Source organism: Mycobacterium sp. NGS17, from assembly GCF_059813205.1.
The window spans coordinates 22,917-47,718 of sequence record NZ_JCALED010000002.1; the positions used below are offsets into that span (position 1 = coordinate 22,917).

At 69.4% G+C, this 24,802-nt stretch carries 25 protein-coding genes; 14 read left to right on the forward strand and 11 right to left on the reverse strand.

Annotated features, from left to right (window positions below; all coding sequences use genetic code 11):
- Positions 1–47: 47 nt before the first annotated feature.
- Together purE and AC5Y7E_RS04195 are read right to left on the reverse strand one after the other, a co-directional pair.
- Positions 48–569, reverse strand: a complete 522-nt coding sequence (gene purE, locus AC5Y7E_RS04190; protein ID WP_499920374.1) for a 5-(carboxyamino)imidazole ribonucleotide mutase — start codon at positions 567–569, stop codon at positions 48–50.
- Positions 556–1,881 (reverse strand): 5-(carboxyamino)imidazole ribonucleotide synthase, encoded by a 1,326-nt coding sequence (locus AC5Y7E_RS04195; RefSeq protein WP_499947623.1) that lies wholly within the window; start codon positions 1,879–1,881, stop codon positions 556–558. The genes purE and AC5Y7E_RS04195 overlap by 14 nt, the downstream gene beginning before the upstream one ends.
- Positions 1,882–1,991: 110 nt before the next feature.
- Here AC5Y7E_RS04195 and AC5Y7E_RS04200 point away from each other — a divergent pair, with 110 nt between their 5' ends.
- Positions 1,992–2,651: a GtrA family protein gene (locus AC5Y7E_RS04200; RefSeq protein ID WP_499920378.1), complete on the forward strand. Its 660-nt coding sequence runs from the start codon at positions 1,992–1,994 to the stop codon at positions 2,649–2,651.
- Here AC5Y7E_RS04200 and AC5Y7E_RS04205 read toward each other — a convergent pair.
- From AC5Y7E_RS04205 to AC5Y7E_RS04215, 3 genes are read right to left on the reverse strand one after another with little or no spacing between them, the layout of a single operon-like run.
- Positions 2,606–3,124 carry a PH domain-containing protein gene (locus AC5Y7E_RS04205; protein ID WP_067128527.1) on the reverse strand — a complete coding sequence of 173 codons (519 nt, stop codon included), beginning with the start codon at positions 3,122–3,124 and terminating at the stop codon, positions 2,606–2,608. The genes AC5Y7E_RS04200 and AC5Y7E_RS04205 overlap by 46 nt on opposite strands.
- 42 nt (positions 3,125–3,166) lie before the next feature.
- Positions 3,167–3,991, reverse strand: coding sequence for a biotin--[acetyl-CoA-carboxylase] ligase (locus AC5Y7E_RS04210; protein WP_499947624.1), 825 nt, complete (start codon positions 3,989–3,991; stop codon positions 3,167–3,169).
- Positions 3,992–4,008: 17 nt separating this feature from the next.
- Positions 4,009–5,580 (reverse strand): FAD-binding protein, encoded by a 1,572-nt coding sequence (locus tag AC5Y7E_RS04215; RefSeq protein WP_499947626.1) that lies wholly within the window; start codon positions 5,578–5,580, stop codon positions 4,009–4,011.
- Positions 5,581–5,615: 35 nt separating this feature from the next.
- Here AC5Y7E_RS04215 and AC5Y7E_RS04220 point away from each other — a divergent pair, with 35 nt between their 5' ends.
- From AC5Y7E_RS04220 to AC5Y7E_RS04255, 8 genes are all read left to right on the forward strand, one after another.
- Positions 5,616–7,256, forward strand: coding sequence for an acyl-CoA carboxylase subunit beta (locus tag AC5Y7E_RS04220; protein WP_499920387.1), 1,641 nt, complete (start codon positions 5,616–5,618; stop codon positions 7,254–7,256).
- The gene (locus AC5Y7E_RS04225; protein WP_499920388.1) at positions 7,253–7,495 is read left to right on the forward strand and encodes an acyl-CoA carboxylase subunit epsilon; all 243 of its coding nucleotides are present in this window, start codon (positions 7,253–7,255) and stop codon (positions 7,493–7,495) included. The genes AC5Y7E_RS04220 and AC5Y7E_RS04225 overlap by 4 nt, the downstream gene beginning before the upstream one ends.
- Complete coding sequence (locus AC5Y7E_RS04230) at positions 7,492–8,133, forward strand: Maf family protein (protein WP_499920389.1); 642 nt, start codon at positions 7,492–7,494, stop codon at positions 8,131–8,133. The genes AC5Y7E_RS04225 and AC5Y7E_RS04230 overlap by 4 nt, the downstream gene beginning before the upstream one ends.
- A gap of 66 nt (positions 8,134–8,199) precedes the next feature.
- Complete coding sequence (locus AC5Y7E_RS04235; protein WP_065053361.1) at positions 8,200–8,688, forward strand: pyridoxamine 5'-phosphate oxidase family protein; 489 nt, start codon at positions 8,200–8,202, stop codon at positions 8,686–8,688.
- Positions 8,689–8,728: 40 nt separating this feature from the next.
- A complete protein-coding gene (locus AC5Y7E_RS04240; protein WP_499920390.1) occupies positions 8,729–9,619 on the forward strand; it encodes a sulfurtransferase in 891 nt (296 codons plus the stop codon).
- Positions 9,620–9,629: 10 nt separating this feature from the next.
- On the forward strand, positions 9,630–10,049 hold the full coding sequence (locus tag AC5Y7E_RS04245; RefSeq protein WP_067938364.1) for a SufE family protein: 420 nt from the start codon (positions 9,630–9,632) through the stop codon (positions 10,047–10,049).
- Positions 10,050–10,182: 133 nt separating this feature from the next.
- Complete coding sequence (locus tag AC5Y7E_RS04250) at positions 10,183–11,979, forward strand: acetyl/propionyl/methylcrotonyl-CoA carboxylase subunit alpha (protein ID WP_499920392.1); 1,797 nt, start codon at positions 10,183–10,185, stop codon at positions 11,977–11,979.
- A 182-nt stretch (positions 11,980–12,161) separates the two neighbouring features.
- Positions 12,162–12,590, forward strand: a complete 429-nt coding sequence (locus tag AC5Y7E_RS04255) for an STAS domain-containing protein (RefSeq protein ID WP_499920393.1) — start codon at positions 12,162–12,164, stop codon at positions 12,588–12,590.
- Here AC5Y7E_RS04255 and AC5Y7E_RS04260 read toward each other — a convergent pair.
- From AC5Y7E_RS04260 to AC5Y7E_RS04275, 4 genes are all read right to left on the reverse strand, one after another.
- Positions 12,561–13,349 (reverse strand): RNA polymerase sigma factor SigF, encoded by a 789-nt coding sequence (locus AC5Y7E_RS04260; protein WP_499920394.1) that lies wholly within the window; start codon positions 13,347–13,349, stop codon positions 12,561–12,563. The genes AC5Y7E_RS04255 and AC5Y7E_RS04260 overlap by 30 nt on opposite strands.
- Complete coding sequence (locus AC5Y7E_RS04265; protein WP_499920396.1) at positions 13,346–13,783, reverse strand: ATP-binding protein; 438 nt, start codon at positions 13,781–13,783, stop codon at positions 13,346–13,348. The genes AC5Y7E_RS04260 and AC5Y7E_RS04265 overlap by 4 nt, the downstream gene beginning before the upstream one ends.
- A gap of 428 nt (positions 13,784–14,211) precedes the next feature.
- Positions 14,212–14,523: a protein UsfY gene (gene usfY, locus AC5Y7E_RS04270; protein WP_499920399.1), complete on the reverse strand. Its 312-nt coding sequence runs from the start codon at positions 14,521–14,523 to the stop codon at positions 14,212–14,214.
- 47 nt (positions 14,524–14,570) lie between these two features.
- Complete coding sequence (locus AC5Y7E_RS04275) at positions 14,571–14,954, reverse strand: hypothetical protein (protein ID WP_499920401.1); 384 nt, start codon at positions 14,952–14,954, stop codon at positions 14,571–14,573.
- A gap of 393 nt (positions 14,955–15,347) precedes the next feature.
- Here AC5Y7E_RS04275 and AC5Y7E_RS04280 point away from each other — a divergent pair, with 393 nt between their 5' ends.
- From AC5Y7E_RS04280 to nei2, 3 genes are read left to right on the forward strand one after another with little or no spacing between them, the layout of a single operon-like run.
- Positions 15,348–16,010 carry a TetR/AcrR family transcriptional regulator gene (locus AC5Y7E_RS04280; RefSeq protein ID WP_499920402.1) on the forward strand — a complete coding sequence of 221 codons (663 nt, stop codon included), beginning with the start codon at positions 15,348–15,350 and terminating at the stop codon, positions 16,008–16,010.
- A 43-nt stretch (positions 16,011–16,053) separates the two neighbouring features.
- A complete protein-coding gene (locus AC5Y7E_RS04285; RefSeq protein WP_499920404.1) occupies positions 16,054–20,655 on the forward strand; it encodes an ATP-dependent helicase in 4,602 nt (1,533 codons plus the stop codon).
- A gap of 1 nt (position 20,656) precedes the next feature.
- The gene (gene nei2, locus AC5Y7E_RS04290) at positions 20,657–21,412 is read left to right on the forward strand and encodes an endonuclease VIII Nei2 (RefSeq protein ID WP_499920406.1); all 756 of its coding nucleotides are present in this window, start codon (positions 20,657–20,659) and stop codon (positions 21,410–21,412) included.
- A gap of 14 nt (positions 21,413–21,426) precedes the next feature.
- On the opposite strand, the gene AC5Y7E_RS04295 is transcribed toward nei2, so the two are convergent.
- Positions 21,427–22,344, reverse strand: coding sequence for an extracellular catalytic domain type 1 short-chain-length polyhydroxyalkanoate depolymerase (locus tag AC5Y7E_RS04295; protein WP_499920408.1), 918 nt, complete (start codon positions 22,342–22,344; stop codon positions 21,427–21,429).
- Positions 22,345–22,535: 191 nt separating this feature from the next.
- On the opposite strand from AC5Y7E_RS04295, the gene AC5Y7E_RS04300 reads away from it, so the two are divergent.
- The gene (locus tag AC5Y7E_RS04300) at positions 22,536–22,901 is read left to right on the forward strand and encodes a DUF732 domain-containing protein (protein WP_499920410.1); all 366 of its coding nucleotides are present in this window, start codon (positions 22,536–22,538) and stop codon (positions 22,899–22,901) included.
- Positions 22,902–23,048: 147 nt separating this feature from the next.
- Positions 23,049–23,714 (forward strand): DUF5994 family protein, encoded by a 666-nt coding sequence (locus AC5Y7E_RS04305; protein ID WP_499920412.1) that lies wholly within the window; start codon positions 23,049–23,051, stop codon positions 23,712–23,714.
- On the opposite strand, the gene AC5Y7E_RS04310 is transcribed toward AC5Y7E_RS04305, so the two are convergent.
- A complete protein-coding gene (locus AC5Y7E_RS04310) occupies positions 23,645–24,793 on the reverse strand; it encodes a PPE family protein (RefSeq protein ID WP_499920415.1) in 1,149 nt (382 codons plus the stop codon). The two genes, AC5Y7E_RS04305 and AC5Y7E_RS04310, sit on opposite strands and share 70 nt — an antisense overlap.
- Between the last annotated feature and the right edge of the window lie 9 nt (positions 24,794–24,802).

Genomic DNA, 24,802 nt, shown 5'->3' on the forward strand with positions numbered 1-24,802 from the left:
CGCCCGACCTGTCCGCGGGCCGCTAGCCGGCCCACTTCGTCGCCAGGCTACTGGCCAGTAACCCTACCCTGACGCTGCTGCAGCGCCTCATCCTTGGCCCGCACGCTGTCCGCCAGCTGCTCCTGAAAGGCGACGATCCGCGCCCGCAGCGCCGGGTCGGAGGAGCCGAGGATGCGCACGGCGAGCAGGCCCGCGTTGCGGGCGCCCCCGATGGACACCGTGGCCACCGGTACCCCCGCGGGCATCTGCACGATCGACAGCAACGAGTCCAGCCCATCGAGGCGCGCCAGCGGCACCGGCACGCCGATGACCGGCAGCGGCGTCGCGGACGCGACCATTCCGGGCAGGTGCGCGGCTCCCCCGGCCCCCGCGATGATCACCTCGATGCCCCGCCCGGCCGCCTCACGCGCGTAATCGAACATCACCTGCGGGGTGCGGTGCGCGGAGACGACCCGGACCTCGGCCGGCACGTCGAACTCGGCCAGCGCCGCGGCGGCGTCGGCCATCACCGACCAGTCGCTGTCGCTGCCCATGATCACCCCGACGCGAGGCGCTCTAGTCATGGTCATCTATGCCGCTTCTCCCGCCTTTTCCGATCGCACTGCCCTGTTGATCGTCGCCGGCATGTGGATCCCATCCGTCCGGCCACCGCCCATGTGACAACCAGTGTGCCGCCAGGCCGGCGCGTTCCCGCAGCTTCCCCACGCTTTCCCGGTCCGCCGGCCCGGAGCCGACGAAGTTGATGTGGCCGACCTTGCGGCCGGGACGTTCTTGTTTGCCGTAGAGGTGGACGCGCGCGTCGGGCATCCGCGCGAACAGGTGATGCAGCCGCTCGTCGACGCTCATCTCCGGGGTTTCGGCCGCGCCCAGCACGTTGGCCATCACGGTCACCGGTGCGATGGCGTCGGTATCGCCGAGCGGGTAGTCCAGCACCGCGCGCAGGTGCTGCTCGAATTGACTGGTGCGCGAGCCGTCCATGGTCCAGTGCCCGGAGTTGTGTGGCCGCATCGCCAGTTCGTTGACCAGCAGTTCGCCGTCGACCGTCTCGAAGAGCTCGACGGCGAGCACCCCCACCACGCCGAGCTCGGCCGCCAGCCGCAACGCCAGCTGCTGCGCGGCGGCGGCCCGTTCGGCGGGCAGCTCGGGCGCGGGCGCGATCACCTGCACGCAGATGCCATCTCGCTGCACGGTCTCGACGACCGGCCACGCCGCGCCCTGGCCGAACGGTGATCGGGCCACCAGGGCCGACAGTTCGCGGCGCAGGTTCACCTGCTCCTCGGCCATCAGCGGCACATCGTCGGCCAGGAAGGCGGCCGCGATCTCCCGGGCGTGCGACGGGTCGCGCGCCATCCGCACCCCGCGTCCGTCGTAGCCGCCGCGGATCGCCTTCACCACCACCGGGCCAGCTATGCGTCGCGCGAAGGCGTCGAGTTCGTCGACGCCCCGGATCTCGGCGTAGCGGGGCACCGGAACGCCGAGGGCCTCGAGCCGGCGGCGCATGACGAGCTTGTCCTGCGCGTGCAGCAGGGCCTGCGGCGGCGGCGCCACGTTCACACCCTCGGCGACCAGTTTCTCCAGCAGGTCGTTCGGCACGTGTTCGTGGTCGAACGTCAGCACGTCGGCGCCCGCGGCCACCCCGCGCAGGTCGTCGAGATCGGTGTGCGAACCGAGCACGACGTCGGGCGCCACCAGCGCGGCCGGCTCGTCGGCGGCGGTGGCCAGTACCCGCAGCGTCTGCCCCAAAGCGATCGCCGCTTGGTGGGTCATCCGGGCGAGCTGGCCGCCACCGACCATTGCGACCACGGGGACGGCGCGCGGGACGGCGCGGGCAGCTGCGACGGGGGCTGCGCCCGGTACGCGTGGAGTCGACACGGCCATCATGGTGTCACGGCGAAACTCTCCGGCGCCAAAGGCGTGTTGACCGGGGCCGACGCCGAATTGTTATGTAGGATTTTGCGTCGAATTTGGGTCCGTCCGTAGACTGACGTGTTGTGTCCTTCGCCGAAGCCACGATCGCGCGTCTACCTAGGGTTATGCAGCCCTATTTGCAACGCCATCACGAACTGATCAAATTCGCCATCGTCGGCGGAACCACATTCGTCATCGACTCGGCGATTTTCTACACGCTGAAGCTGACAATTCTCGAACCCAAACCGGTGACCGCAAAGGTGATTGCGGGCATTGTCGCGGTCATCGCGTCTTATGTGCTGAACCGGGAGTGGAGCTTCCGCAACCGCGGCGGCCGCGAGCGCCACCACGAGGCGCTGCTGTTCTTCGCCTTCAGCGGCGTCGGGGTGCTGCTCTCCATGGCGCCGCTGTGGTTCTCCAGCTACGTGTTGCAGCTGCGCGAGCCGACGGTGTCGCTGGCGGTGGAAAACGTCGCCGACTTCATCTCGGCGTACATCATCGGGAACCTGCTGCAGATGGCGTTCCGGTTCTGGGCGTTCCGGCGCTGGGTGTTTCCCGACCAGTTCGCGCGCGACCCCGAGAAGGCGCTGGAGTCCGCGCTTACCGCCGGCGGTATCGCCGAGGTCTTCGAGGACGAGATCGAGGGCGGCAACGTCACGCTGCTGCGCTCTTGGCGCAACCGCGCCGGCCGCCTGGGTCAGCTGGGCGATTCCTCGGAACCCAGGGTGTCGAAGACTTCGTGATACAGCAGCGCGTGTACCTCGCGCAGCCGCGGAATGTCGTAGAACTCCAACGGATCCTGTGATGCCGATTCGATGATCAGCGTCCCGGTGCGGAACATCCGCTCGGTGATCCGGTCGCGAAACTCCACGCTGTTGATCCGGGCCAGCGGGATGTCGATGCCGGTGCGGGTCAGCACCCCGTGGCGAAACATCACCCTCCGGTTGGTCACCACGAAATGGGTCGTCAGCCAACTCAGGAACGGCCACAGCGTCAGCCAGCCCACGATCACCAGCCAGATCCCCCAGATGACGCCGTAGATGATGTTCTTGGCGAGCTGTTCCCAATGCGTCGAGTTGAGGTATCCGGAGCCGAATGCGGCCAGCCCGGTCACTCCGATGAGAACCAGCACCGGCCAGATCAGCCGCTTCCAGTGCGGGTGGCGGTGCACGATGACATGTTCGCCGGCGGCCAGAACGTTATCCGGGTAGCCCATGCCCGCCGACATTAGCTGTGCAACGCGACATTTTGCGCCCGACTAGCGCAAATGCACCACGTCGCCGGCCGCGACGACGACGGTCTGCCCGCCGCTTTCCAGGCAGAGCCTGCCCTGGTCGTCGATTGCGCTCGCGGTGCCGTCGACCTGCTTGCCGCCGGGCAGGTGCGCGCGGACCCGGTTGCCGATGGTCAGGCTGCGCGCCCGGTAGTCGGCGGCCAGCGCCCAGTCGGCCCCGCGCGCCGCGCGCCAGGCCACGATCCGCCGGCCCAGCTCCCGCAGCAGGGCCGACACCAGCTCGGTGCGGTCCGGCGCGGCGACGCCCAGGTCGAGCAGCGACGTCGCGCCGGGGCCGTCGATCTCGTCGGCGGACTGAGTCACGTTGAGCCCCAAGCCGATAACGACGACGGGCTTGTTCACCTCGGCGAGGATTCCGGCCAGCTTGCCCGGCGCATCCGGCGGGCCGGCCAGCACGTCGTTGGGCCATTTGAGACCCGCCTGCACCCCGGTGCCCGACAGCAACGGGGTCACCGTGTCCACCACCGCCACCCCGGTCGCCAGCGGCAGCCAGCCCCATCCGGTGGTCGGGACGTCGACGACGCTGACCCCTACCGACATCGTGATCTGGGCCCGCGGCGTGGCCGACCAGCCGCGGCCGTGCCGGCCCCGCCCCGCGGTCTGGTGCTCGGCGATCAGCACCGCACCGGCGACGTCGTCGCCCGAGGCCGCGCGCGCCAGCAGGTCGGCATTGGTGGAGCCGGTCTGCTCGACGACCTTGAGCCTGCGCCAGCCCAGCCCGGTGCCGATCAACTCGGCGCGCAATGCGCTCTCGTCCAACGGTGCTCGAAGCTGATCTCGTTCTGTCACCGCACCCAGCCTAGAACTCAGGGCCGACGGTCGCGCATGTCCAGCACGGCCAAATGACTGAACAGCATGCTGGTTCCGATCGGGTTGCCGCCGCCGGGATACGCGGTGCCGCTGGGCGCGGCCATGGTGTTGCCCGCCGCGTACAGGCCGGGGATCGGATTGCCGAACGTGTCGAGCACCCGCGCCGCGCTGTCGGTGCGCAGGCCGCCCTTGGTACCCAGATCGGAGATGCCGAACGCGGCGGCGTGATACGGCGGCGAGTCGATGGGCACCAGCGGCGACGCTCCCGCGCAGAACGCGCGGTCGAAGGCCTCGTCGCCGCGGCCGAAGTCCTCGTCGACGCCTGCGGCGGCAAAGGCGTTGAACCGGGCCACGGTTGCCGCCAGCCGCTCACCCGGAACGCCGATCTTGGCGGCCAGTTCCTCCAGCGTGTCCGCGGTGTGCCACAGGCCGGCGGCGACGTACTTCTCGGTCTCGACGATGGACACGTTGGCCGCCTTCACCGGCGGCACCTCGCCCTCCCTATCGTCGTAGATCATCCAGTACGGCAACGTGATCGAGCCGTCGCGCAGCTGCGCGATGATCTCGCGGCCCGCGCGGTCATACGCCCGGGATTCGTTGACGAACCGGTCGCCGTCCTGGTTGACGAAGATGCCGCCGGTGAACCACAGCGCGAACGCCGACCGGCCGTCGGGGTGGGTCATGCCGGGCGACCACCAGGCCTGGTCGAGCAGGTCGGTGTCGGCGCCCGCGGCGATGCCGGCCTGCAGCGCCTGCCCGCGACTTCCCGGCCCGCCCATGGTGTCTCGCGACGTTCCCGGCACGCCGTAGCGGCGGCGCAGCTCCTCGTTGGCTTCAAAGCCGCCGGCGGCAAGCAGCACTCCGCGGCGGGCGCGGATGGCGCTACGCTGCCCGGCGGTCTCGACGATCGCGCCGGTGACCCGACCGTCGGACAGCACCAGCTCGACCAGGGCGGCGTCACGGCGCAGCGACGCCGTCGGGTACTGGCCGATGGCCTTGAGGAATCGCGCGATCAGGGCGCGGCCGCCCAGGTAGTAGTCCGACGGGGGCTGGGCGCCGAGCCGGTCGGTGTCCAGCGGACCGCGGATCGCCTCGCGCAGTTCCGGCGCGGCGTCCACCTTCAGCGGCTTGGCCGCGATGTGGCGTTGGCCGTCCAGCCGCGCCTTGGGCGCCTTGCCGAAATAGTCGGGCCACGGCAGTGGCACGAACTTCAGGTTCGGGTCGGCCTCCAGGTACTCGATCAGCGGCGCGCCGCCGCGGACATAGGTTTCCTGCAGCTCGCGCGGGGTCCGGTCGCCGACCACGGCGTGGTAGTAGGTGAGCGCGTCCTCGAGGGTGTCGTCGTCCATGCCGGCGCGGACCAGCACGGGATTGCACGGAAACCAGACGCCGCCCCCGCCGGAGTAGGCGGTGGTGCCACCGAATTTTGACGTCGCCTCGACCAGCAGCACGTCGAGGCCTTCGCGCGCCGCGGTGTACGCACCGGTCACGCCGCCGCCGCCCGAGCCCGCGACCAGCACGTCGCATTCGGCCGCCCAATCCGCGGTTCCCAACGGGCGGGCGTGCATCAGCGGAGAGTACCGCGCCGCTAAGCTCGACTCCCATGACGAGCGTTACCGACCACACTGCGGAACCGGCCGCCGAGCACAGCATCGACATCCACACCACCGCGGGCAAGCTGGCCGAGCTGCACAAGCGGCGTGAAGAGTCACTGCACCCGGTTGGCGAAGAGGCCGTCGAGAAGGTGCACGCCAAGGGCAAGCTGACCGCCCGCGAACGCATCCTCGCGCTGCTCGACGAGGACTCGTTCGTGGAGCTCGACGCGCTGGCCCGGCACCGCAGCAAGAACTTCGGCCTGGAGCACAACCGCCCGCTCGGCGACGGGGTGATCACCGGCTACGGCACCGTCGACGGCCGCGACGTGTGCATCTTCAGCCAGGACGCCACGGTGTTCGGCGGCAGCCTCGGCGAGGTGTACGGCGAGAAGATCGTCAAGATCCAGGACCTGGCGATCAAGACCGGTCGCCCGCTGATCGGCATCAACGACGGCGCCGGCGCGCGGATCCAGGAGGGCGTCGTGTCGCTCGGCCTGTACAGCCGCATCTTCCGCAACAACATCCTGGCGTCCGGCGTCATCCCGCAGATCTCCCTGATCATGGGCGCGGCCGCCGGTGGGCACGTCTACTCGCCCGCCCTGACCGACTTCGTGGTCATGGTCGACCAGACCAGCCAGATGTTCATCACCGGGCCCGACGTCATCAAAACCGTCACCGGTGAGGACGTCACCATGGAGGAGCTGGGCGGCGCCCACACGCACATGGCCAAGTCGGGCACCCTGCACTACGTCGCCTCCGGCGAGCAGGACGCCTTCGACTGGGTCCGCGACCTGCTGAGCTACCTGCCGCCCAACAACGCCACCGACGCGCCGCGCTACGCCGAGCCGCATCCCCCGGGCGCCATCGAGGACAACCTCACCGAGGAGGACCTCGAGCTCGACACGCTGATCCCGGACTCGCCCAACCAGCCCTACGACATGCACGAGGTGATCACCCGCATCCTCGACGACGACGAGTTCCTCGAGATCCAGGGCGGCTACGCGCAGAACATCGTCGTCGGCTTCGGCCGCATCGAGGGCCGCCCGGTCGGGATCGTGGCCAACCAGCCGACGCAGTTCGCCGGCTGCCTGGACATCAACGCCTCGGAGAAGGCCGCGCGGTTCGTGCGGACCTGCGACTGCTTCAACATCCCGATCATCATGCTGGTGGACGTGCCGGGCTTCCTCCCGGGCACCGGCCAGGAGTACAACGGCATCATCCGGCGCGGCGCCAAGCTGCTGTTCGCCTACGGCGAGGCCACGGTCCCGAAGATCACCGTCATCACCCGCAAGGCCTACGGCGGCGCCTACTGCGTGATGGGGTCCAAGGACATGGGCTGCGACGTCAACCTGGCGTGGCCGTCGGCGCAGATCGCGGTGATGGGCGCCTCCGGTGCGGTCGGGTTCGTCTACCGCAAGCAACTGAGCGAGGCCGCCAAGGAGGGCAAGGACGTCGACGCGCTGCGGCTGCAACTGCAGCAGGAGTACGAGGACACCTTGGTCAACCCGTATGTCGCCGCCGAGCGGGGCTATGTCGACGCGGTGATCCCGCCGTCGCACACCCGCGGTTACATCGGCACGGCGCTGCGCCTGCTGGAACGCAAGATCTCGCACCTGCCCCCCAAGAAGCACGGGAACATCCCCCTATGACCGAGACTCAGACCGAGGCCACGCCCGAGGCGCACGAGCCGCACATCCAGATCCTCAAGGGTGAGCCCACCGCCGAGGAGGTGGCCGCGCTCGTCGCGGTGCTGGGCTGTGCCGGCGGTGCGCCGGATCCCGAGCAGCCCGAGCGGACCCGCTGGGGTCTGCCGGTCGACCGGTTGCGCTTCGCGATGACCAACTTTCAGCGGCTCACGTTCCAGCAAATGACCCACATGAGGCATTGACCCGCCTGGTGCTGGCTTCGGCGTCGGCCGGCCGGCTCAAGGTGCTGCGCCAGGCCGGCGTCGATCCGGTGGTCGTGGTCTCGGGCGTCGACGAGGATGCCGTCGCCGCCGCGCTGGGCCCGGACGCGCCGCCGCGCGACGTGGTGTGCGCGCTTGCCCGGGCCAAGGCCGAACGGGTGGCGGGCGAGCTCGACGCCCGAGTCGCGGCCGATTGCGTTGTCATCGGCTGTGATTCGATGCTGTCCATCGACGGCCGGCTGTGCGGGAAGCCCGGTTCGGCCGAGGCCGCCGCGACCCAGTGGCGCGTGATGAGCGGCCGCTCCGGCGAACTGCACACCGGGCACTGCCTGCTGCGGCTGCGCGACGGCGCCATCACCCACCGCGAAGTCGAATCACGATGCACCACAGTGCATTTCGCCGCCCCAACGGACGCGGACCTGCGCGCGTACGTCGCCCACGGCGAGCCGTGGCACGTGGCCGGCGGCTTCACCCTGGACGGCCTGGGCGGCTGGTTCGTCGACGGCATCGACGGCGACCCGTCCAACGTGATCGGCGTCAGCCTGCCGCTGCTGCGGTCGCTGCTGGGGCGGGCTGGGCTGTCGGTGTCCGCGCTGTGGACGGCACCGCCGAGCCGCTGAATCCGCAGGGCCGCTCGCGCTTTCGCCGCCGAAGTACACGTCGGGCCCGAACCCTAGGGTCAAGCCATGACCACGTGGACCGAGTTCACCGCCCAAGCGCCGCGCATCGCCGGCATCTTCACCCGTCGCCATCGAGCCAGCGGCAACCTGTGCATGCTGGCCACCCTGCGCTCCGACGGCTTCCCGCGGATCAGCCCGATGGAGCCGCGGATCTTCGAGGACGAGTTGTGGCTGCCGGGGATGCCGGCCACCACCAAGTTCCTCGATCTGGCGCGCGACCCGAGGTTTTGTCTGCACACCGCGACGGTCGACACCGAGGTGACCGACGGGGACGCAAAGTTGTGGGGGCTGGCGCGCGTCGTTCCCTACGGCGCGGTGCACCGGCGCTTCGCCGAGGCGCTGTTCTCCGAGACCGGATTGGACCTGCGCGATCAGCGATTCGACCTGCTCGGCGCCGATGTCACCGGGGCATCGGCGGTCGAGGTCCGCGACGGCCACATGGATGTCACCATCTGGAATCCCGGCGTGCCCGAGCGGGTGGTCCGCAAGCACTGACCTGCTGGCCGTTTCGGAAGCTGGCGGTAGGCTCGGCAGCGTGGCATTACCACCCGATCCGAGCCCGACATTGCAGGCCTACGCCCATCCCGAGCGACTCGTCACCGCCGACTGGCTGTCCGCCAACCAAGGCACCCCAGGCCTGGCGATCGTCGAATCCGACGAGGACGTCCTGCTCTACGACGTCGGTCATATCCCCGGGGCCGTGAAGGTCGACTGGCACACCGACCTCAACGACCCCCGGGTCCGCGACTACATCAACGGCGAGCAATTCGCGGAGCTGATGGACCGCAAGGGCATCGCCCGCGACGACACCGTGGTGATCTACGGCGACAAGAGCAACTGGTGGGCGGCCTATGCCCTGTGGGTGTTCACGCTGTTCGGCCACCCCGACGTGCGGCTGCTCAACGGCGGCCGCGACCTCTGGCTGGCCGAACGCCGCGAGACGACGCTGGACGTGCCCACCAAGACCTCCAGCGGCTATCCCGTCGTCACCCGCAACGACGCACCGATCCGCGCCTTCAAGGACGACGTGCTGGGCATCCTCGGCAGCGAGCCGCTGATCGATGTCCGCTCGCCCGACGAGTACACCGGCAAACGGACGCACATGCCCGAGTACCCCGAGGAAGGCGTGCTGCGCGGCGGCCACATCCCCACCGCCCGGTCGATTCCCTGGGCCAAGGCGGCCGACGAGAGCGGGCGGTTCCGCAGCCGCGAGGAGCTCGAGGAGCTGTACGGCTTCATCGAGCCCGACGACAAGACGGTCGTCTACTGCCGCATCGGCGAGCGCTCCAGCCACACCTGGTTCGTGCTGACGCATCTGCTCGGCAAGCCCGGGGTGCGCAACTACGACGGATCGTGGACGGAGTGGGGCAACACCGTCCGCACGCCGATCGTGGCGGGTGAAGAGCCGGGCACCGTCGAAGTCTGATGGCGCCCCGATGAGCATGCCCGCGCCGCTGGCAGAGGTGGTGTCCGACTTCGCCGAAGTCGAGGGCCAGGACAAGCTGGCGCTGCTGCTGGAGTTCGCCAACGAGCTCCCGGCGCTGCCGTCCGATCTCGAAGAGGCGGCCATGGAGCCGGTGCCCGAATGCCAGACCCCGCTGTTTTTGCACGTGGACGCCAGCGACCCCGAGCGGGTGCGGTTGCACTTCAGCGCGCCGGCCGAATCGCCGACCACGCGGGGGTTCGCGTCGATCCTGGCCGCCGGTCTCGACGAACAGCCGGCCGCCGACATTCTGGCGGTGCCCGAGGATTTTTACGCCGACCTCGGGCTGGCGGCGCTGATCAGCCCGCTTCGGCTGCGCGGCTTGTCGGCGATGCTCGCCCGCATCAAGCGCAGGCTGCGCGAGAGTGCTTAGAAACCCCACAAATCCGGACCGCCTCGTCGGGCCGAACGGCGCGGCGCTTAGACTTCCCGTGAACTCGTTGTAAGAAATTCTCTTAGAGAAGTCCGCAGAAATGCGTCTGCGGTGATGCCGAACAGGAGGCGCTGTGGCCACTCACGCCAGCTCGAGGATCTCCAAGGTGCTCGTCGCCAACCGCGGCGAAATCGCAGTCCGGGTGATCCGGGCGGCCCGCGACGCGGGCCTGTCCAGCGTGGCGGTGTACGCCGAGCCCGACGCCGACGCGCCGCACGTGCGTCTGGCCGACGAGGCGTTCGCATTGGGCGGCCAAACGTCCGCGGAGTCCTACCTGGACTTCGGCAAACTCCTTGACGCGGCGGCCAAGTCGGGCGCCAACGCCATCCACCCCGGCTACGGCTTCCTGTCGGAGAACGCCGACTTCGCCCAGGCGGTCCTGGACGCGAACCTGATCTGGATCGGGCCCAGCCCGCAGTCCATCCGCGATCTCGGTGACAAGGTCACCGCCCGCCACATCGCCGCGCGCGCGCAGGCCCCGCTGGTGCCCGGAACCCCCGACCCGGTGAAGGACGCCGACGAGGTGGTGGCTTTCGCCCAGGAATACGGCGTGCCGGTCGCGATCAAGGCGGCGTTCGGCGGCGGCGGCAAGGGCATGAAAGTGGCCCGCACCATCGAGGAGATCCCCGAGCTGTTCGAGTCGGCCACCCGTGAGGCCGTCGCGGCGTTCGGCCGCGGCGAGTGCTTCGTCGAGCGCTACCTGGACAAGCCGCGCCACGTCGAGGCGCAGGTGATCGCCGACCAGCACGGCAACGTGATCGTCGCCGGCACCCGCGACTGCTCGCTGCAGCGCCGCTTCCAGAAGCTGGTGGAGGAGGCCCCCGCTCCGTTCCTGACCGACGCGCAGCGCAAGGAGATCCACGAGTCGGCGAAGCGGATCTGCAAGGAGGCGCACTACTACGGCGCCGGGACCGTCGAATACCTGGTGGGCCAGGACGGCCTGATCTCCTTCCTGGAAGTCAACACCCGTCTGCAGGTCGAGCACCCGGTCACCGAGGAGACCGCCGGCATCGACCTGGTGCTGCAGCAGTTCAAGATCGCCAACGGCGAGAAGCTGGACCTCACCGAGGACCCCACGCCGCGCGGGCACGCCATCGAGTTCCGGATCAACGGCGAGGACGCCGGACGCGGGTTCCTGCCCGCGCCCGGCCCGGTCACGCGCTACGACATCCCGACCGGCCCCGGCGTCCGCCTCGACTCGGGCGTCGAGGCGGGCTCGGTCATCGGCGGTCAATTCGACTCGATGCTGTCCAAGCTGATCGTGTACGGCGCCACCCGCGAGGAGGCGCTCGCGCGCTCGCGCCGGGCGCTGGACGAGTTCCACGTCGAAGGCTTGGCCACGGTCATCCCGTTCCACCGCGCCGTGGTGTCCGACCCGGCTTTCATCGGTGACGGTGACGGCTTCTCGGTGCACACCCGCTGGATCGAGACCGAGTGGAACAACACGATCGAACCGTTCACCGGCGGCGAGCCGCTGGACGACGAGGACGCCCGGCCGCGCCAGAAGGTGGTCGTGGAGGTCGGCGGCCGCCGGCTCGAGGTGTCGCTGCCCGGGGATCTGGCGCTGTCCAGCGGCGGCGCGGCGGACCCGGCCGGCGTCATCCGCAAGAAGCCCAAGGCGCGCAAGCGCGGGGGGCACGCGGGTGCTGCCGCCTCCGGTGACGCGGTGACCGCCCCCATGCAGGGCACCGTGGTCAAGGTCGCGGTCGAGGAAGGCCAGGAGGTTGCCGCGGGCGACCTGGTGGTGGTGCTCGAGGCGATGAAGATGGAGAACCCGGTCACCGCGCACAAGGACGGTGTGATCACCGGACTCGCGGTCGAGGCCGGCGCCGCCATCACGCAGGGCACGGTGCTCGCCGAAATCAAGTAGCGCTGGCTGAGAGTTTTCCCAGACAACGTTGTCGCCCCTCGCTGTCGCGAGTAGGGTTCGGACAAGGTTGAGTTCACAGCCGCCCGGGATACGTCGGTGACGTGGGGGTAGGCCGAATTCCCATCTTCTCCGAACTCTTTGCATGTGGCTGACGTATCGATAGCAGGATCTCCCTGAATGGGATGGAGTCAGCGATGTCTGTGGCGCAATCTTGGCAACAAAGCCGCACAGCACAATTCACCGCCCGCTGGGGCCCGGCGGGAGCCCTGATCACCGTGGACGGCGAGCTCGACGCGGCCAACGCCGATCAGCTCGTCGCGTACGTGCAGCAGGGCACCAGCCGCTGCCGGCGAGTTATCCTGGATCTGCGCGGCCTCAAATTCATTGGTACCGCGGGCTTTTCGGCCCTGCACCGGATCAATGTGGCATGTTCGGGCGCTCAGGTGTCCTGGGCCATGGCGCCCAGCCCGGCGGTAGCCAGGCTGCTGCGGGTGTGCGACCCCGACGCGACGCTGCCGGTGACGACACAGCAGGCCGAGCCGCTGCTGGAACCGCTGTGGGTCGAAGACCAGTCCCCGCCGCTACTGCAACTGGTCACGGAGCCGCGTTAGCGACTTCGCCAGCAGCCGCGACACGTGCATCTGTGAGATGCCGACCCGCTCGGCGATCTGTGTCTGCGTCATCGACTCGAAGAATCGCAGCACCAACACCGTCCGTTCCCGCTCGGGCAGCGCCTCGAGCAGCGGACGCAACGATTCCTGATCCTCGATCCGGTCCAGGCCGGTGTCGACGTCACCGAGGGTGTCCGCGATCGCGCGGGCTTCCTCTTCCTCGCCGCCGCCACCGCTGTCGATGGACAGGGTGTTGTAGGAGCTGCCCGCCACCAGCCCCTCGACCACCTCTTCACGGTCCATGTCCAGCTCCGCGGCGAGTTCGGTCGCGGTGGGCGCCCGGCCCAGCCGCTGCGACAGGTCGGCGGTGGCGGTGCCGAGCCGCAGGTGCAGTTCCTTCAGCCGCCGCGGGACTTTCACCGACCAGCTGTTGTCCCGGAAGTGGCGGCGGACCTCCCCCATGATCGTGGGCACCGCGAAGGAGACGAAGTCCGAGCCGGCGTCGACGTCGAATCGGACCACCGCGTTGACCAGCCCGACGCGCGCCACCTGAACCAGGTCGTCCCGCGGTTCGCCGCGGCCTTCGAAGCGGCGCGCGATGTGGTCGGCGAGCGGCAGGCAGCGCTCGACGATCTTGTCCCGTTGACGCTGAATTTCCATCGAGTCGGGCGCGACAGCGGCCAACTCACGGAACATGTCCGGAACATCGGCGTATTCGTTCGGACGAGAAACCGAACCGCCGGCAGCTCGCGCTGTCACCTGCTGGAGGCCGCCCGTCGCGCCGTCAGTGTGATGCCGAAAACACTGCCGGTTTCATCGGGTTCGCGGCCGTCGTGGAAAGTCTGGACGTCGTCGGCGAGCGACGTCAGCACGTGCCAACTGAAGCTTCCGGGCGCCACCACGTCGTGAGTGTCGCATGCCGCCGAAGCTTCCACTACCAATTGGTCGTCCTGGGGGTCGACCACGACGATCAGGGTCGCGTCGGGAGTGGCCGAACGAATCAACCGGGTGCACACTTCGTCGACCGCGAGCCGAAGGTCCGCCACCGCATCGAAATCCAGGTCCTCGAAGGTGCCGATGGCACCGACCAGGGTGCGCAGCATCGCCAGGTTCTCCAGTCGCGCAGCAACGTGAAGTTCGACGGCGCGATGGCCGCGCGGACGCTTGTTAGCGTGCAATCCAGCATCGTTCATATGGTCTCCCGGCAATGTTCGACTGACACTACTACTGCTCCGCAGTCCGCCATGGACCTCGGGTTCGAGCCGGTTAGTCATGATCGCCGCCGGGTATTCGGCCCGCCGTCGGCGGGCCTCACACGACCGACATCCGGTAGCGCCGGCACCGGCGCTGTTCGGTGATCGCCGGGGCCACGCAGGTCATATCGGTGGTCGTCGCAGTAGGCATACATATCTTCGGTGTGTTCGTGATTCCGAACCCCATGATGGGGTGACCACGCAACCGTTCCGGCACTCATCATGGTGCACACCTGATACCCACAAGTTCACGCCCGTAACCCCGCAATCATCTTTGATGCGGAATATCACACCGGTGGTGTCGAGGCAGGTCACGCGAAGAAAACGCGCGACCGCCGGGACGCGTGTCAATTAGCCGGCGGCCCGCCCTAGCTGGCCGGCCGTTGGCGGTACACGTCCGGATGTTCGGTGTACCAGCGATCGCAGATCCGGCGAATCCTGCGGTGCTCCACCGCCAGCCAGGCCAGCCCCAGCACCGCGGCGATCAACCCGACGATTCCCGCCGTCATGCCCTCGTGGTGATGTCCGCTGGCGAAGGCCGCAAGGCTGCCGCAGGTCCCGATCACGCCCGCGACGACCAAGAGGTATCCGGGCCAGTGCAGGACGTCGATCAGCGACTCGCCGGCGAGCGGCCGCGTTGTCCTCAGATGGTCGACGGGGTCGTGGTAGGTGTCTCCCATAGCTGCTCCTCACCGCACCTTCAACGGTAGAACGCGGGAGGACAAACCTAAAGGGCCAGTACCGGACCGGCGATCGGCGCGACGCCCATCGCGACCATCAGCGCCATTGCCGTGAGCAGGAACCAGCCCGCGCCGTGCCACCCCCACCAGGTCCCCCGGGCCTTCCACACCAGATAGGTGCGCACGAAAGCCCAGATCCCGGCGCCGAGCGCGATCAGCGGGCCCCCGAACGCCAGCAGGGTGCGCTGCGGTGGGCCACACGCCACCATGTCCACGCCCACCCCCGGGCAGGTACTGACCCATACCGCGGCGATCAACAGGAAACCGACGGCGGCCAACGTGGACAGGACGGCGAAACGGATCGCGGCGTTCACCTCGCCGTCCTCCTGGCCCAAGCGGTCACCGCCCGATCGCGCGTCCGCTTTCTGCATCGTTGTTCACCTCCCCTTGGAAACCCCGCGCTGAGTTCATCGCTCGCTACGTCGCATTAGTTACAGGGCGGCAGTGCCTGCGCTGGTAGCTGCGGAATGCGCACGAATTCACATACCCCGTGGCAAACCCCGGTAAACGGCGTCGATGTGAGGCCCAGCGCCAGGTCATCGGCGGGGCACGAAGGTGCGCGGCGCGGGCATCCGCTTTCGTCCGCCGTCTTCTCACCCCCACCCGCGGCGGGCGCGAATCCGGAGTGGACTCGCCGAAGGCCTACCCGCGCCAAAGTGCCGATACCGTCAATTATTCCGGCGATTTATCGCCGGTCCGCGCTGTGGAGTTCGGATGATTCCAATGTGGCTAGGGGCTTATGTCCCATGGGTACTATCTGACACATGCCAACCGCCCGCAGGCGCTTATCCCCCGAGGATCGACGCGCTGAGCTGCTCGCCTTAGGAGCAGAGGTCTTCGGGAAGCGACCCTACGACGAGGTCCGGATCGATGAGATCGCGGAACGTGCCGGAGTGTCTCGGGCCCTGATGTACCACTATTTCCCCGACAAGCGCGCGTTCTTCGCTGCGGTCGTCAAGGACGAGGCCGACCGCCTGTACGAGAACACCAACATGGACGACGCGACCGGTCTGACCATGTACGAGGAGATCCGGGTCGGCGTGCTGGCCTACATGGCTTACCACGAGCAGAACCCGGAGGCCGCGTGGGCCGCGTACGTCGGCCTGGGCCGGTCCGACCCGGTCCTGTTGGGCGTCGAGGACGACGCCAAGAACCGCCAGATGGAACACATCATGTCGCGGATCAACCGGTTGCTCGGTGAGGTCAACGCCGCCAGCATGGCGCCCGACGTCGAGCGGCACCTGCGGGTGATCCTGAACGGCTGGCTTGCCCTGACCTTCGAGATCTGCCGGCAGCGGATCATCGACCCCTCCACCGACGCCGAGAAGCTCGCCGACGCGTGCGCGCACGCGCTCCTGGACGCGATCGCGCGGGTTCCCGAGATCCCGGAGGCACTCGGCGAGGCGATGTCCAACTCGCGGCTGTGAGCGGCGCGGCCATCGTGTCGGTGGCCGTTGGCACGATGGATAGATGAGCACGCGCGCTGATTCCGGGCCGTCCGGGCGCCCCGACCCGTTGGGCCGCTTCAGCGCGATCACCCGCGAGTGGTTCACCAGCACCTTCGACGCACCGACCACCGCGCAGTCCGAGGCTTGGAACGCCATCGCCGACGGCAACAACACCCTGGTGATCGCGCCCACCGGCTCGGGCAAGACGCTGGCGGCGTTCCTCTGGGCGCTGGACAGCCTCGCCGGCGCGGCCGAGCGCCCGCCCGGCACCCGCGTGCTCTATGTGTCACCGCTCAAGGCGCTGGCGGTCGATGTCGAGCGCAACCTGCGCACTCCGCTGGCCGGGCTCACCCGCATCGCCGAACGTCAGGGTCTGCCGCCACCCGAAATCAGCGTCGGCGTCCGTTCCGGGGACACCCCGCCCGCCGCCCGTCGCCAACTGATCAACCAACCCCCCGACGTGCTGATCACCACCCCCGAGTCGCTGTTTCTCATGCTCACCTCGGCCGCCCGGGAAACGCTGGCCGGCGTGCAGACGGTGATCGTCGACGAGATCCACGCCATCGCCGCCGGAAAGCGCGGCGCGCACCTGGCCGTGTCGCTGGAGCGCCTCGACGCGCTGCAGCAGGACAAATCCGCGCAGCGCATCGGATTGTCGGCGACGGTTCGTCCGCCCGAGGAACTCGCCCGGTTCCTGTCCGGGCAGGCGCCGACGACCATCGTGGCCCCGCCGTCGACCAAGACGGTCGAGCTCACCGTGCAGGTTCCGGTGCCCGACATGGCCAACCTGGCCAACAACACGATCTGGCCCGACGTGGAGAACCGCCTGGTCGACCTGATCGAATCGCACAATTCGACGATCGTCTTCGCCAACTCGCGGCGGCTGGCCGAGCGACTCACCGCCCGCCTCAACGAGATTCACGCGGAACGCAGCGGCGTTGGACTGTCTACGGACGCCAATCCGAAGGTGGCCGGCGGCGCTCCCGCGCACATCATGGGCAGCGGACAGACCTACGGCGCCGACCCGATACTGGCCCGCGCCCATCACGGCTCGGTGAGCAAGGAGCAGCGTGCCCTGGTCGAAGAGGACCTCAAGCGCGGGCTGCTCAAGGCGGTGGTGGCCACCTCGAGCCTGGAGTTGGGCATCGACATGGGCGCCGTCGACCTGGTGATCCAGGTGGAGGCGCCACCCTCGGTGGCCAGCGGCCTGCAACGCATCGGCCGCGCCGGCCACCAGGTCGGCGAGGTCTCGCAGGGAGTGCTGTTCCCCAAGCACCGCACCGACCTGATCGGCTGCGCGGTCACGGTGCAGCGCATGCTCACCGGCCAGATCGAAACCATGCGGGTGCCCGCCAATCCGCTCGACATCCTGGCGCAGCAGACGGTGGCGGCGGCCGCACTGGAACCGTTGGACGCCGACCGCTGGTTCGACACGGTCCGGCGGGCCGCGCCGTTCGCGACGCTGCCGCGCAGCGTGTACGAGGCGACCCTGGACCTGCTGAGCGGAAAGTACCCGTCCACCGAATTCGCCGAGCTGCGACCGCGATTGGTGTACGACCGCGACACCGGCACCCTGAGCGCCCGCCCCGGTGCGCAGCGCCTGGCCGTGACGTCCGGCGGCGCCATCCCCGATCGGGGACTGTTCACCGTCTACCTTGCCTCCGAGGCCGAAAAGCCTTCGCGGGTAGGCGAACTCGAAGAGGAAATGGTCTACGAGTCGCGTCCCGGCGATGTCATCTCGTTGGGCGCCACGAGCTGGCGTATCACCGAGATCACCCACGACCGGGTGCTGGTGATCCCCGCACCCGGCCAGCCGGCCCGGTTGCCGTTCTGGCGCGGCGACGGCCTGGGCCGCCCGGCCGAGCTGGGCGCCGCGCTCGGCGCGTTCACCGGCGAGCTGGCCGGCCTGAAGCGAGAGGCATTCGAAACGCGTTGTAAATCACTGGGTTTCGACGCATACGCCATCGACAACCTGTGGGGCCTGCTCGACGAGCAGCGCAGCGCCGCCGGGGTGGTGCCGACCGACACCACCTTGCTGGTCGAGCGGTTCCGCGACGAGCTGGGCGACTGGCGGGTGATCCTGCACTCGCCGTACGGCCTTCCGGTGAACGGACCACTGGCGCTGGCGGTGGCCCGCCGGCTGCGCGAACGCTACGGCATCGACGAGAAACCCACCGCCTCCGACGACGGCGTCGTCGTGCGCCTGCCGGACATGTTGTCCGATGCCGGGGAAACCCCGCCCGGCGCCGACCTTTTCGTGTTCGACGCCGAGGAGATCGACCCGATCGTCACCGCCGAGGTGGGCGGCTCGGCGCTGTTCGCCTCGCGGTTTCGTGAGTGCGCGGCCCGGGCCCTGCTCTTGCCACGCCGGCATCCCGGGCGGCGCTCGCCGCTGTGGCAGCAGCGCCAGCGCGCCGCCCAGTTACTGGAAGTGGCCCGCAAATACCCCGACTTCCCGGTGGTACTGGAGACCATCCGCGAATGCCTGCAGGACGTCTACGACGTTCCGGCCCTGACGCGGCTGATGTCCGGTATCGCGCAGCGGCGGGTGCGGGTGCTCGAGGTCGAGACGCAGCGGCCGTCGCCGTTCGCGGCGTCGCTGCTGTTCGGGTACGTCGGCGCGTTCATGTACGAGGGCGACAGCCCGCTGGCCGAGCGCCGGGCCGCCGCGCTCTCGCTGGACAGCACGCTGCTGGCCGAGCTGCTGGGCCGGGTGGAGCTGCGCGACCTGCTCGATCCCGAGATCATCGCCGCCACCGGCCGCCAGCTTCAGCACCTAGCGCCCGACCGGGCCGCCCGCGACGCCGAGGGCGTCGCGGACCTGCTGCGGCTGCTGGGTCCGCTGACCGAGGACGAGGTGGCCGCCCGCGCCGGCGGCGCCGACGTGGGTGGCTGGCTGGAGGGGCTGCGCGCGGCGCGCCGCGCGCTCACCGTGTCGTTCGCCGGCCGCGGCTGGTGGGTGGCCATCGAGGACATCGGCCGGCTGCGCGACGGCATCGGCATCGCGGTACCCCTCGGCGTGCCGGCCGCTTTCACCGCGGAGGTCGCCGACCCGCTGGGCGAATTGCTCGGCCGCTACGCGCGCACCCACACCCCGTTCACCACGGCGCAGGCCGCCGCCCGGTTCGGGCTGGGGTTGCGAGTGACCGCCGACATCCTCGGCCGGCTGGCCAGTGACGGCCGACTGGTGCGCGGCGACTTCGTCGCCGCGGACGGGGCGCCCGTGGCCGGGGGCGAGCAGTGGTGCGACGCCGACGTGTTGCGCATCCTGCGGCGGCGGTCGCTGGCGGCGCTGCGGGCCCAGGTCGAGCCGGTCAGCACCGCCGCCTACGGCCGGTTCCTGCCGGCCTGGCATCGCGTGGGCTCGGCCGAATCATCGCGCTCCCCAGGCCATTCCGGGCTGGACGGGCTGATGTCGGTGATCGATCAGCTGGCCGGCGTACGGATGCCGGCCTCGGCGATCGAGCCGCTGGTGCTGGCCCCCCGGGTCCGCGACTACTCCCCCGCGCTGCTCGACGAGCTGCTGGCCACGGGCGAAGTCACCTGGTCGGGGGCCGGCTCGATTTCCAGCGGCGACGGCTGGATCGCGTTGCACCCCAGCGAATCCGCGCCGCTGACGCTGCCCGGGCCCGCCGACATCGAATTGGGCGACGCCCACCGCGCCGTCCTGGACACGCTCGCACCGGGTGGTGCCTACTTCTTCCGGCAGCTCACGCACGGCGGATTCGGCGAGTCCGAGCTCAAAGCCGCGCTGTGGGAACTGATCTGGGCCGGCTGGATCACCGGCGACACGTTCGCCCCGGTGCGTGCCCTGCTCGGTGGCGCCGGGACCCGCAAGCGCTCGGCCCCCGCGCATCGCTCGCATCGCCCGCCGCGGCTCAGCCGATACAGCGTCGCGCACCCGCATTCCCGGCCCGCCGACCCGACCGTGGCGGGCCGCTGGTCGATCTTGCCGGCCCCGGAGCCGGACTCCACGCTGCGCGCCCACTATCAAGCCGAACTGCTGCTGGGCCGCCACGGCGTGCTGACCCGGGGCGCGGTGACAACCGAGGGAGTGCCCGGCGGATTCGCCACCCTGTACAAGGTGCTGAGCACGTTCGAGGATGCCGGGCGGTGCCAGCGTGGCTACTTCATCGAGTCGCTGGGTGGGGCGCAGTTCGCGGTCGCGTCGACCGTCGACCGGCTGCGCGCCTATTCCGACGGGGTCGATCCGGAACGGCCCGAGTACCGCGCGGTCGCGCTGGCCGCCGCGGATCCGGCCAACCCCTACGGAGCGGCGCTGCCCTGGCCGGCCGCCCGCGGTGAGGGCACGGAGTCCGGGGGGCCGGGGGCACGCCCGGGCCGCAAGGCCGGTGCGCTGGTGGTGCTGGTCGACGGCGAGCTGGCCTGGTTCCTCGAGCGCGGCGGGCGGTCGCTGCTCACTTTCACCGGCGACCCCGCCGCCCATCTCGCCGCGGCGACGGCGCTGGCCGATTTGGTCTCGTCCCGGCGCGTCGCGTCGATCCTGGTCGAACGCGTCGACGGAGTGACGGCCCTGCAGCCCCGCGCGGACGGGGCCGGCCCAGTCGATGCGCTCTCCGACGCCGGCTTCGCCCGGACTCCGCGCGGGATGCGGCTGCGCTGAGATGCCCGAAGGCGACACCGTCTGGCACACCGCCGCCGTGCTGCGCGAGCGACTGGTCGGCGGCACCCTGACCCGTTGCGACGTCCGGGTGCCGCGGTTCGCCACCGTCGACCTCACCGGACGGGTGGTCGACGAGGTGCTCAGCCGCGGGAAGCACTTGTTCATCCGGGTGGGGGACGCCAGCATTCACTCGCATCTGAAAATGGACGGCAGCTGGCGGGTCGGCAACCGCTCGGTGCGGGTCGACCACCGCGCGCGCATCGTCTTGGAGACCGACAGCGTCCGCGCGGTCGGCGTCGACTTGGGCGTGCTGGAGATCCTGGAGCGCGAGCGGGACGGCGACGCGGTCGCGCATCTGGGACCGGATCTGCTGGGCGAGGATTGGGATGCCGCGCTCGCCGCCGCCAACCTGACCGCCGACCCGGACCGGCCGATCGCCGAGGCCCTGCTGGACCAGCGCCTGCTGGCCGGGGTCGGCAACGTCTACTGCAACGAATTGTGTTTCCTTGTCGGGCATCTGCCCACCGCGGCCGTGCGCGACCTCGCCGACCCGCATCGGCTGGTCTCGCGAGCACGAGACATGTTGTGGCTCAACCGCTTTCGTTGGAACCGGTGCACCACCGGCGACACCCGGGCCGGACGTCAGTTGTGGGTATACGGGCGATCCGGGCAGCCGTGCCGTCGCTGCGGCACCCCGATCAGATTCGACGACTCCGGGGATCGGGTGACGTACTGGTGCCCGTCCTGCCAGCGCTGACGCTGCTTTTGGGCCTAGTCGCGGGCGTGGGCGAGGAAGAACTGGGCGATGGCCTCGGACCCGTCGAGCGCGCGGGTGGTGGGACCGATGACGGCCGCGGGCAGATATTGCTTGCCGCCCGGCCAGGTGTGCCCGCCGCTGTCGATCTTGTAGAACACCACCTCGGTGTTGTCCGCGCATCGCATCGACCGGTAGCGGTGCACCACCGTGCCGTCGCGGACGTCGGGCAGCGCCTCCATCGCCGGCTGCGACTGGCAGCCATCGATCGAGCGCCACTTGTCCACCATGGCGTCCGCCGAGACGGAGTGACTGACGCCGCCGCGGCCGCGCACCGTCCCACCCTTGAAGGGCACCAACGGGTCAGCGGTCCCGTGGGCTTCCCAGACCGACACGGGTCGCGACGGGTTGCAGGCCACCCCCACGCCCAGCGTCCCGGCCACCGGCGCGACCGCGGCGAAGACGTCGGCGCGGTCGCACGCCAGCCGGTTGCTCATGAAGCCGCCGTTGGACATCCCGGTGACGAAAACGTGCCCGGGAGCAACGCCGTAGTCGCTCTGCAGCTTGCTCACCAGCCCGACCAGAAAGGTCACGTCATTGATGTGGCGGCGATCGGCGGGCGAGGCGCCACGCCCGTCGGCCCAGCTCTTGTCGTAACCGTCGGGGTAGACAACCAACAAGTTGTGAGCGTCGGCAACGGTGTTGAAGCCCGTCAGGCCCCGCTGCGAGAACCCGGTACCGCCGCCCCCGTGCAAACTCAGCACCAGCCCGACGGGTTCGCCCGCCGGCACGTGCAACATGTAGGTTCGGTCCATGCCGCCGGATCGAAAGGTGCCGGAGATGTCTCGAGCGCTAGCGGCCGACACATCCCGCACACCGCAGCCGACCACGCATATCGCCACCACCCCGAGCCACAACCACCGCACGTACGCCATGTCGTCAGATCACCGGCGACGCGTCGCCGAAGGCTCGCCGGTAACGCGCGTGCGACCGCGGAGCAAACACTTGTGTGGCACACACCGCATTATCGGCGATACAGCACCGGGTGGCGCCGCGAGATGCAAGCATGCGCACTAGCCCCACCTTCAGCAAGCACCGGCAGTTCTGTTCCACGGGAGTATCAGAAATGACGACTACCCAGATGCGCAAGCCCGTCCGACCGCTGTCGCTACTGGCGATCGGCGTGCTGCCGGTGGCCGGGCTGCTCGGCGCGCTGGTGGCATCCGTTGCCGCGCACGCCACATCCGCCGATGACGCGTTCCTGGCCGCGCTGAAAGCCAAGGGCATCAACTACGAGTCACCCGACGCCGCGGTCAACTCCGGGCACACCGTCTGCCACGAACTCGACATGGGCCAGTCGCCGGAGCAGGTCGCCAACAGCGTGCTCTCCAGCAGCAGCCTGGACAGCTATCACGCCGGCTATTTCGTCGGGGTCAGCATCAAGGCGTACTGCCCGAAGTACGCGGAAGCTGCGACATCGTCGGGATCCTGAAACGCGGCCCAAAGCGGTTGCGGAAACTCGTTGTTCACGATCGGTAAACCCGACAGCCACTCGCTAGCGCCGCGGTCGCCGACTACCCGTGCTGGTCTTGACGTATCCGGGCCGTCGGGCCCGGAGTTCTGCGAGCAGGTGGGTGTCATGGAGCAATCAAACCGGTTGCGGCTCAAGTCATATCGAGCCGTTTCCGAGCACGTCGACGGCGCCTGGTGGCCGCGCTCGACGAACCTGTCCGGCGAGCTGCCGAGCCTGGTGGCGTCATTGCGCGGCCGGCTCGGACAGATCGTCATGGGGGGCTACCGCCGCAACGGCTGGCAAAACACACCCGCGGTGGCTGAAATCGACGGGCACACAATCGAATTGCTGGGCTTCGTCAGCGACGAGGAGGCCAGCGTCATCGTGCTGGGCGGCAACGGCCGCCACCTCACCCTGCATGTCATCCGGCCGGACACCGATGAGGACGCCGCACGCCGGGCACTCGATGCGGTGCGAGCACCCACCGCTGCCGGCGCCGAACTCCCCCCGGCCGCCCGGGCCACGGTTGGGCGATCGGTGGCGGACGTCGCCGACAAGCTAGCCCGTCGCGAAGGGCTCGGTGACGAAAGGCGGAACGCTCAGATCAGGCGCTGGTGCGAAGAGACGGCGCAACGATTCGTCGACGCACCGGTGCAGACCTTCGTCCCCATCCTGGTCGAACACATCGTCCGCAACCGCATGACGCAGTCGCGCAAGCAGCGCTATCCAGCCGACGGCGGTCGGTGCATCACGGTGCCCGGCAGCTCCGCGCCGTATTCAATATCGTCGTAGTCGCGTCCCTTGCGCCGCCGACCGTTCGCCGAGCCACGCGTCGGGCGCATCGGGACCATCGGGAGCATGGGTGTCTGGCCGGCCGCGGGCGGCAGCGCCGAGACCGCCGACGCCAGCTGCACCGGCGCCGAAGACCCCAGCATGCCCACCGTCGCGGGCGGAAAAGTCAGGTTGCCGAGCGAGATACCGACACCCAGCGTCGCCTGGGGCGCCAACGACGATCCCACCGCGCCGACCAGGCTCGCGTCCGCCGCCGACAGGTCGGCCGCGGCTTCGGACAGGCCGCCGAAGATGTCGGTGGCCACGCCGCCCTGCAGGGCCTGGGCGCCGCTGACCTGGGCGAAATAGCTGAGCATGTTGACCGGGAATCCGCTGGCGATGAACTGCCATCCCCAGATGCTGAAGTATCTGAACCAGCCCGAGTCGGGGTCCAGTCCGACGGCGCTGGAAGCGGCGAGGTTCTGGCTTGTCCCCGAGAGCGCGGCCGCGGTCTGTGTCCCCACATCGGCGGTGTTCGTGGCGGGCACCATGGCGGCTTGCGTCGTCACGCCCGACGGATTGGCAACCGGGGGAGGCGGCTCGAAGGCGGGCGGTCGGACGGCGCTCGCCGAAGTCGCGTCGTAGCGGACCAATGCCGCCGAGTTGTTCACCCACATGGCGTGGTACTCGGCCTCGGTCTCCGCGATGGCCGGGTAGTTGATCCCGAAGAAGTTGGTGGCCAACAACATCGCCAACCGCGCGCGGTTGGCGGCGACCAGCGAGGGATGCACCACGGTCCAGTGCGTCAGCTCGAACGCCGCCGTCATGACTTCCGCCGACGTGGCGATCTCCTGACACTGCTGGGCGGTGGCGCGCAACCAGGCGAGGTAGGGCTCGAAGGCTTGGGCCATCGCCCGCGACGACGGGCCATGGTACGTCGTAGACAGCCACGCCAGCTCCGCGCTGTAGCCGGCGGCCGATTGCTCGAGCTCCGCGCTGAGCTCCTGCCAGGCGCCGGCGGCCGCGATCCATGACCAAGCGCCGGGCCCAGAGTGGATCAGCGCCGAAGTGACCTCCGGCGGCAGTATCCCGAAATCCATGAATTTTTA

Bases quoted from the DNA above. Each gene is read 5' to 3' on its own strand.
- AC5Y7E_RS04235 (WP_065053361.1), top strand. From the start codon at position 8,200: ATGACCACGTGGACCGAGTTCACCGCCCAAGCGCCGCGCATCGCCGGC.
- AC5Y7E_RS04195 (WP_499947623.1), bottom strand. From the start codon at position 1,881: ATGATGGCCGTGTCGACTCCACGCGTACCGGGCGCAGCCCCCGTCGCA.
- AC5Y7E_RS04305 (WP_499920412.1), top strand. From the start codon at position 23,049: ATGGAGCAATCAAACCGGTTGCGGCTCAAGTCATATCGAGCCGTTTCC.
- AC5Y7E_RS04245 (WP_067938364.1), top strand. From the start codon at position 9,630: ATGAGCATGCCCGCGCCGCTGGCAGAGGTGGTGTCCGACTTCGCCGAA.
- AC5Y7E_RS04265 (WP_499920396.1), bottom strand. From the start codon at position 13,783: ATGAACGATGCTGGATTGCACGCTAACAAGCGTCCGCGCGGCCATCGC.
- AC5Y7E_RS04220 (WP_499920387.1), top strand. From the start codon at position 5,616: ATGACGAGCGTTACCGACCACACTGCGGAACCGGCCGCCGAGCACAGC.
- AC5Y7E_RS04205 (WP_067128527.1), bottom strand. From the start codon at position 3,124: ATGGGCTACCCGGATAACGTTCTGGCCGCCGGCGAACATGTCATCGTG.
- AC5Y7E_RS04295 (WP_499920408.1), bottom strand. From the start codon at position 22,344: ATGGCGTACGTGCGGTGGTTGTGGCTCGGGGTGGTGGCGATATGCGTG.
- usfY (WP_499920399.1), bottom strand. From the start codon at position 14,523: ATGGGAGACACCTACCACGACCCCGTCGACCATCTGAGGACAACGCGG.
- AC5Y7E_RS04225 (WP_499920388.1), top strand. From the start codon at position 7,253: ATGACCGAGACTCAGACCGAGGCCACGCCCGAGGCGCACGAGCCGCAC.
- AC5Y7E_RS04300 (WP_499920410.1), top strand. From the start codon at position 22,536: ATGACGACTACCCAGATGCGCAAGCCCGTCCGACCGCTGTCGCTACTG.
- AC5Y7E_RS04285 (WP_499920404.1), top strand. From the start codon at position 16,054: ATGAGCACGCGCGCTGATTCCGGGCCGTCCGGGCGCCCCGACCCGTTG.
- nei2 (WP_499920406.1), top strand. From the start codon at position 20,657: ATGCCCGAAGGCGACACCGTCTGGCACACCGCCGCCGTGCTGCGCGAG.
- AC5Y7E_RS04215 (WP_499947626.1), bottom strand. From the start codon at position 5,580: ATGCACGCCCGCCCGTTGGGAACCGCGGATTGGGCGGCCGAATGCGAC.
- purE (WP_499920374.1), bottom strand. From the start codon at position 569: ATGACCATGACTAGAGCGCCTCGCGTCGGGGTGATCATGGGCAGCGAC.
- AC5Y7E_RS04310 (WP_499920415.1), bottom strand. From the start codon at position 24,793: ATGGATTTCGGGATACTGCCGCCGGAGGTCACTTCGGCGCTGATCCAC.
- AC5Y7E_RS04275 (WP_499920401.1), bottom strand. From the start codon at position 14,954: ATGCAGAAAGCGGACGCGCGATCGGGCGGTGACCGCTTGGGCCAGGAG.
- AC5Y7E_RS04280 (WP_499920402.1), top strand. From the start codon at position 15,348: ATGCCAACCGCCCGCAGGCGCTTATCCCCCGAGGATCGACGCGCTGAG.
- AC5Y7E_RS04255 (WP_499920393.1), top strand. From the start codon at position 12,162: ATGGAGTCAGCGATGTCTGTGGCGCAATCTTGGCAACAAAGCCGCACA.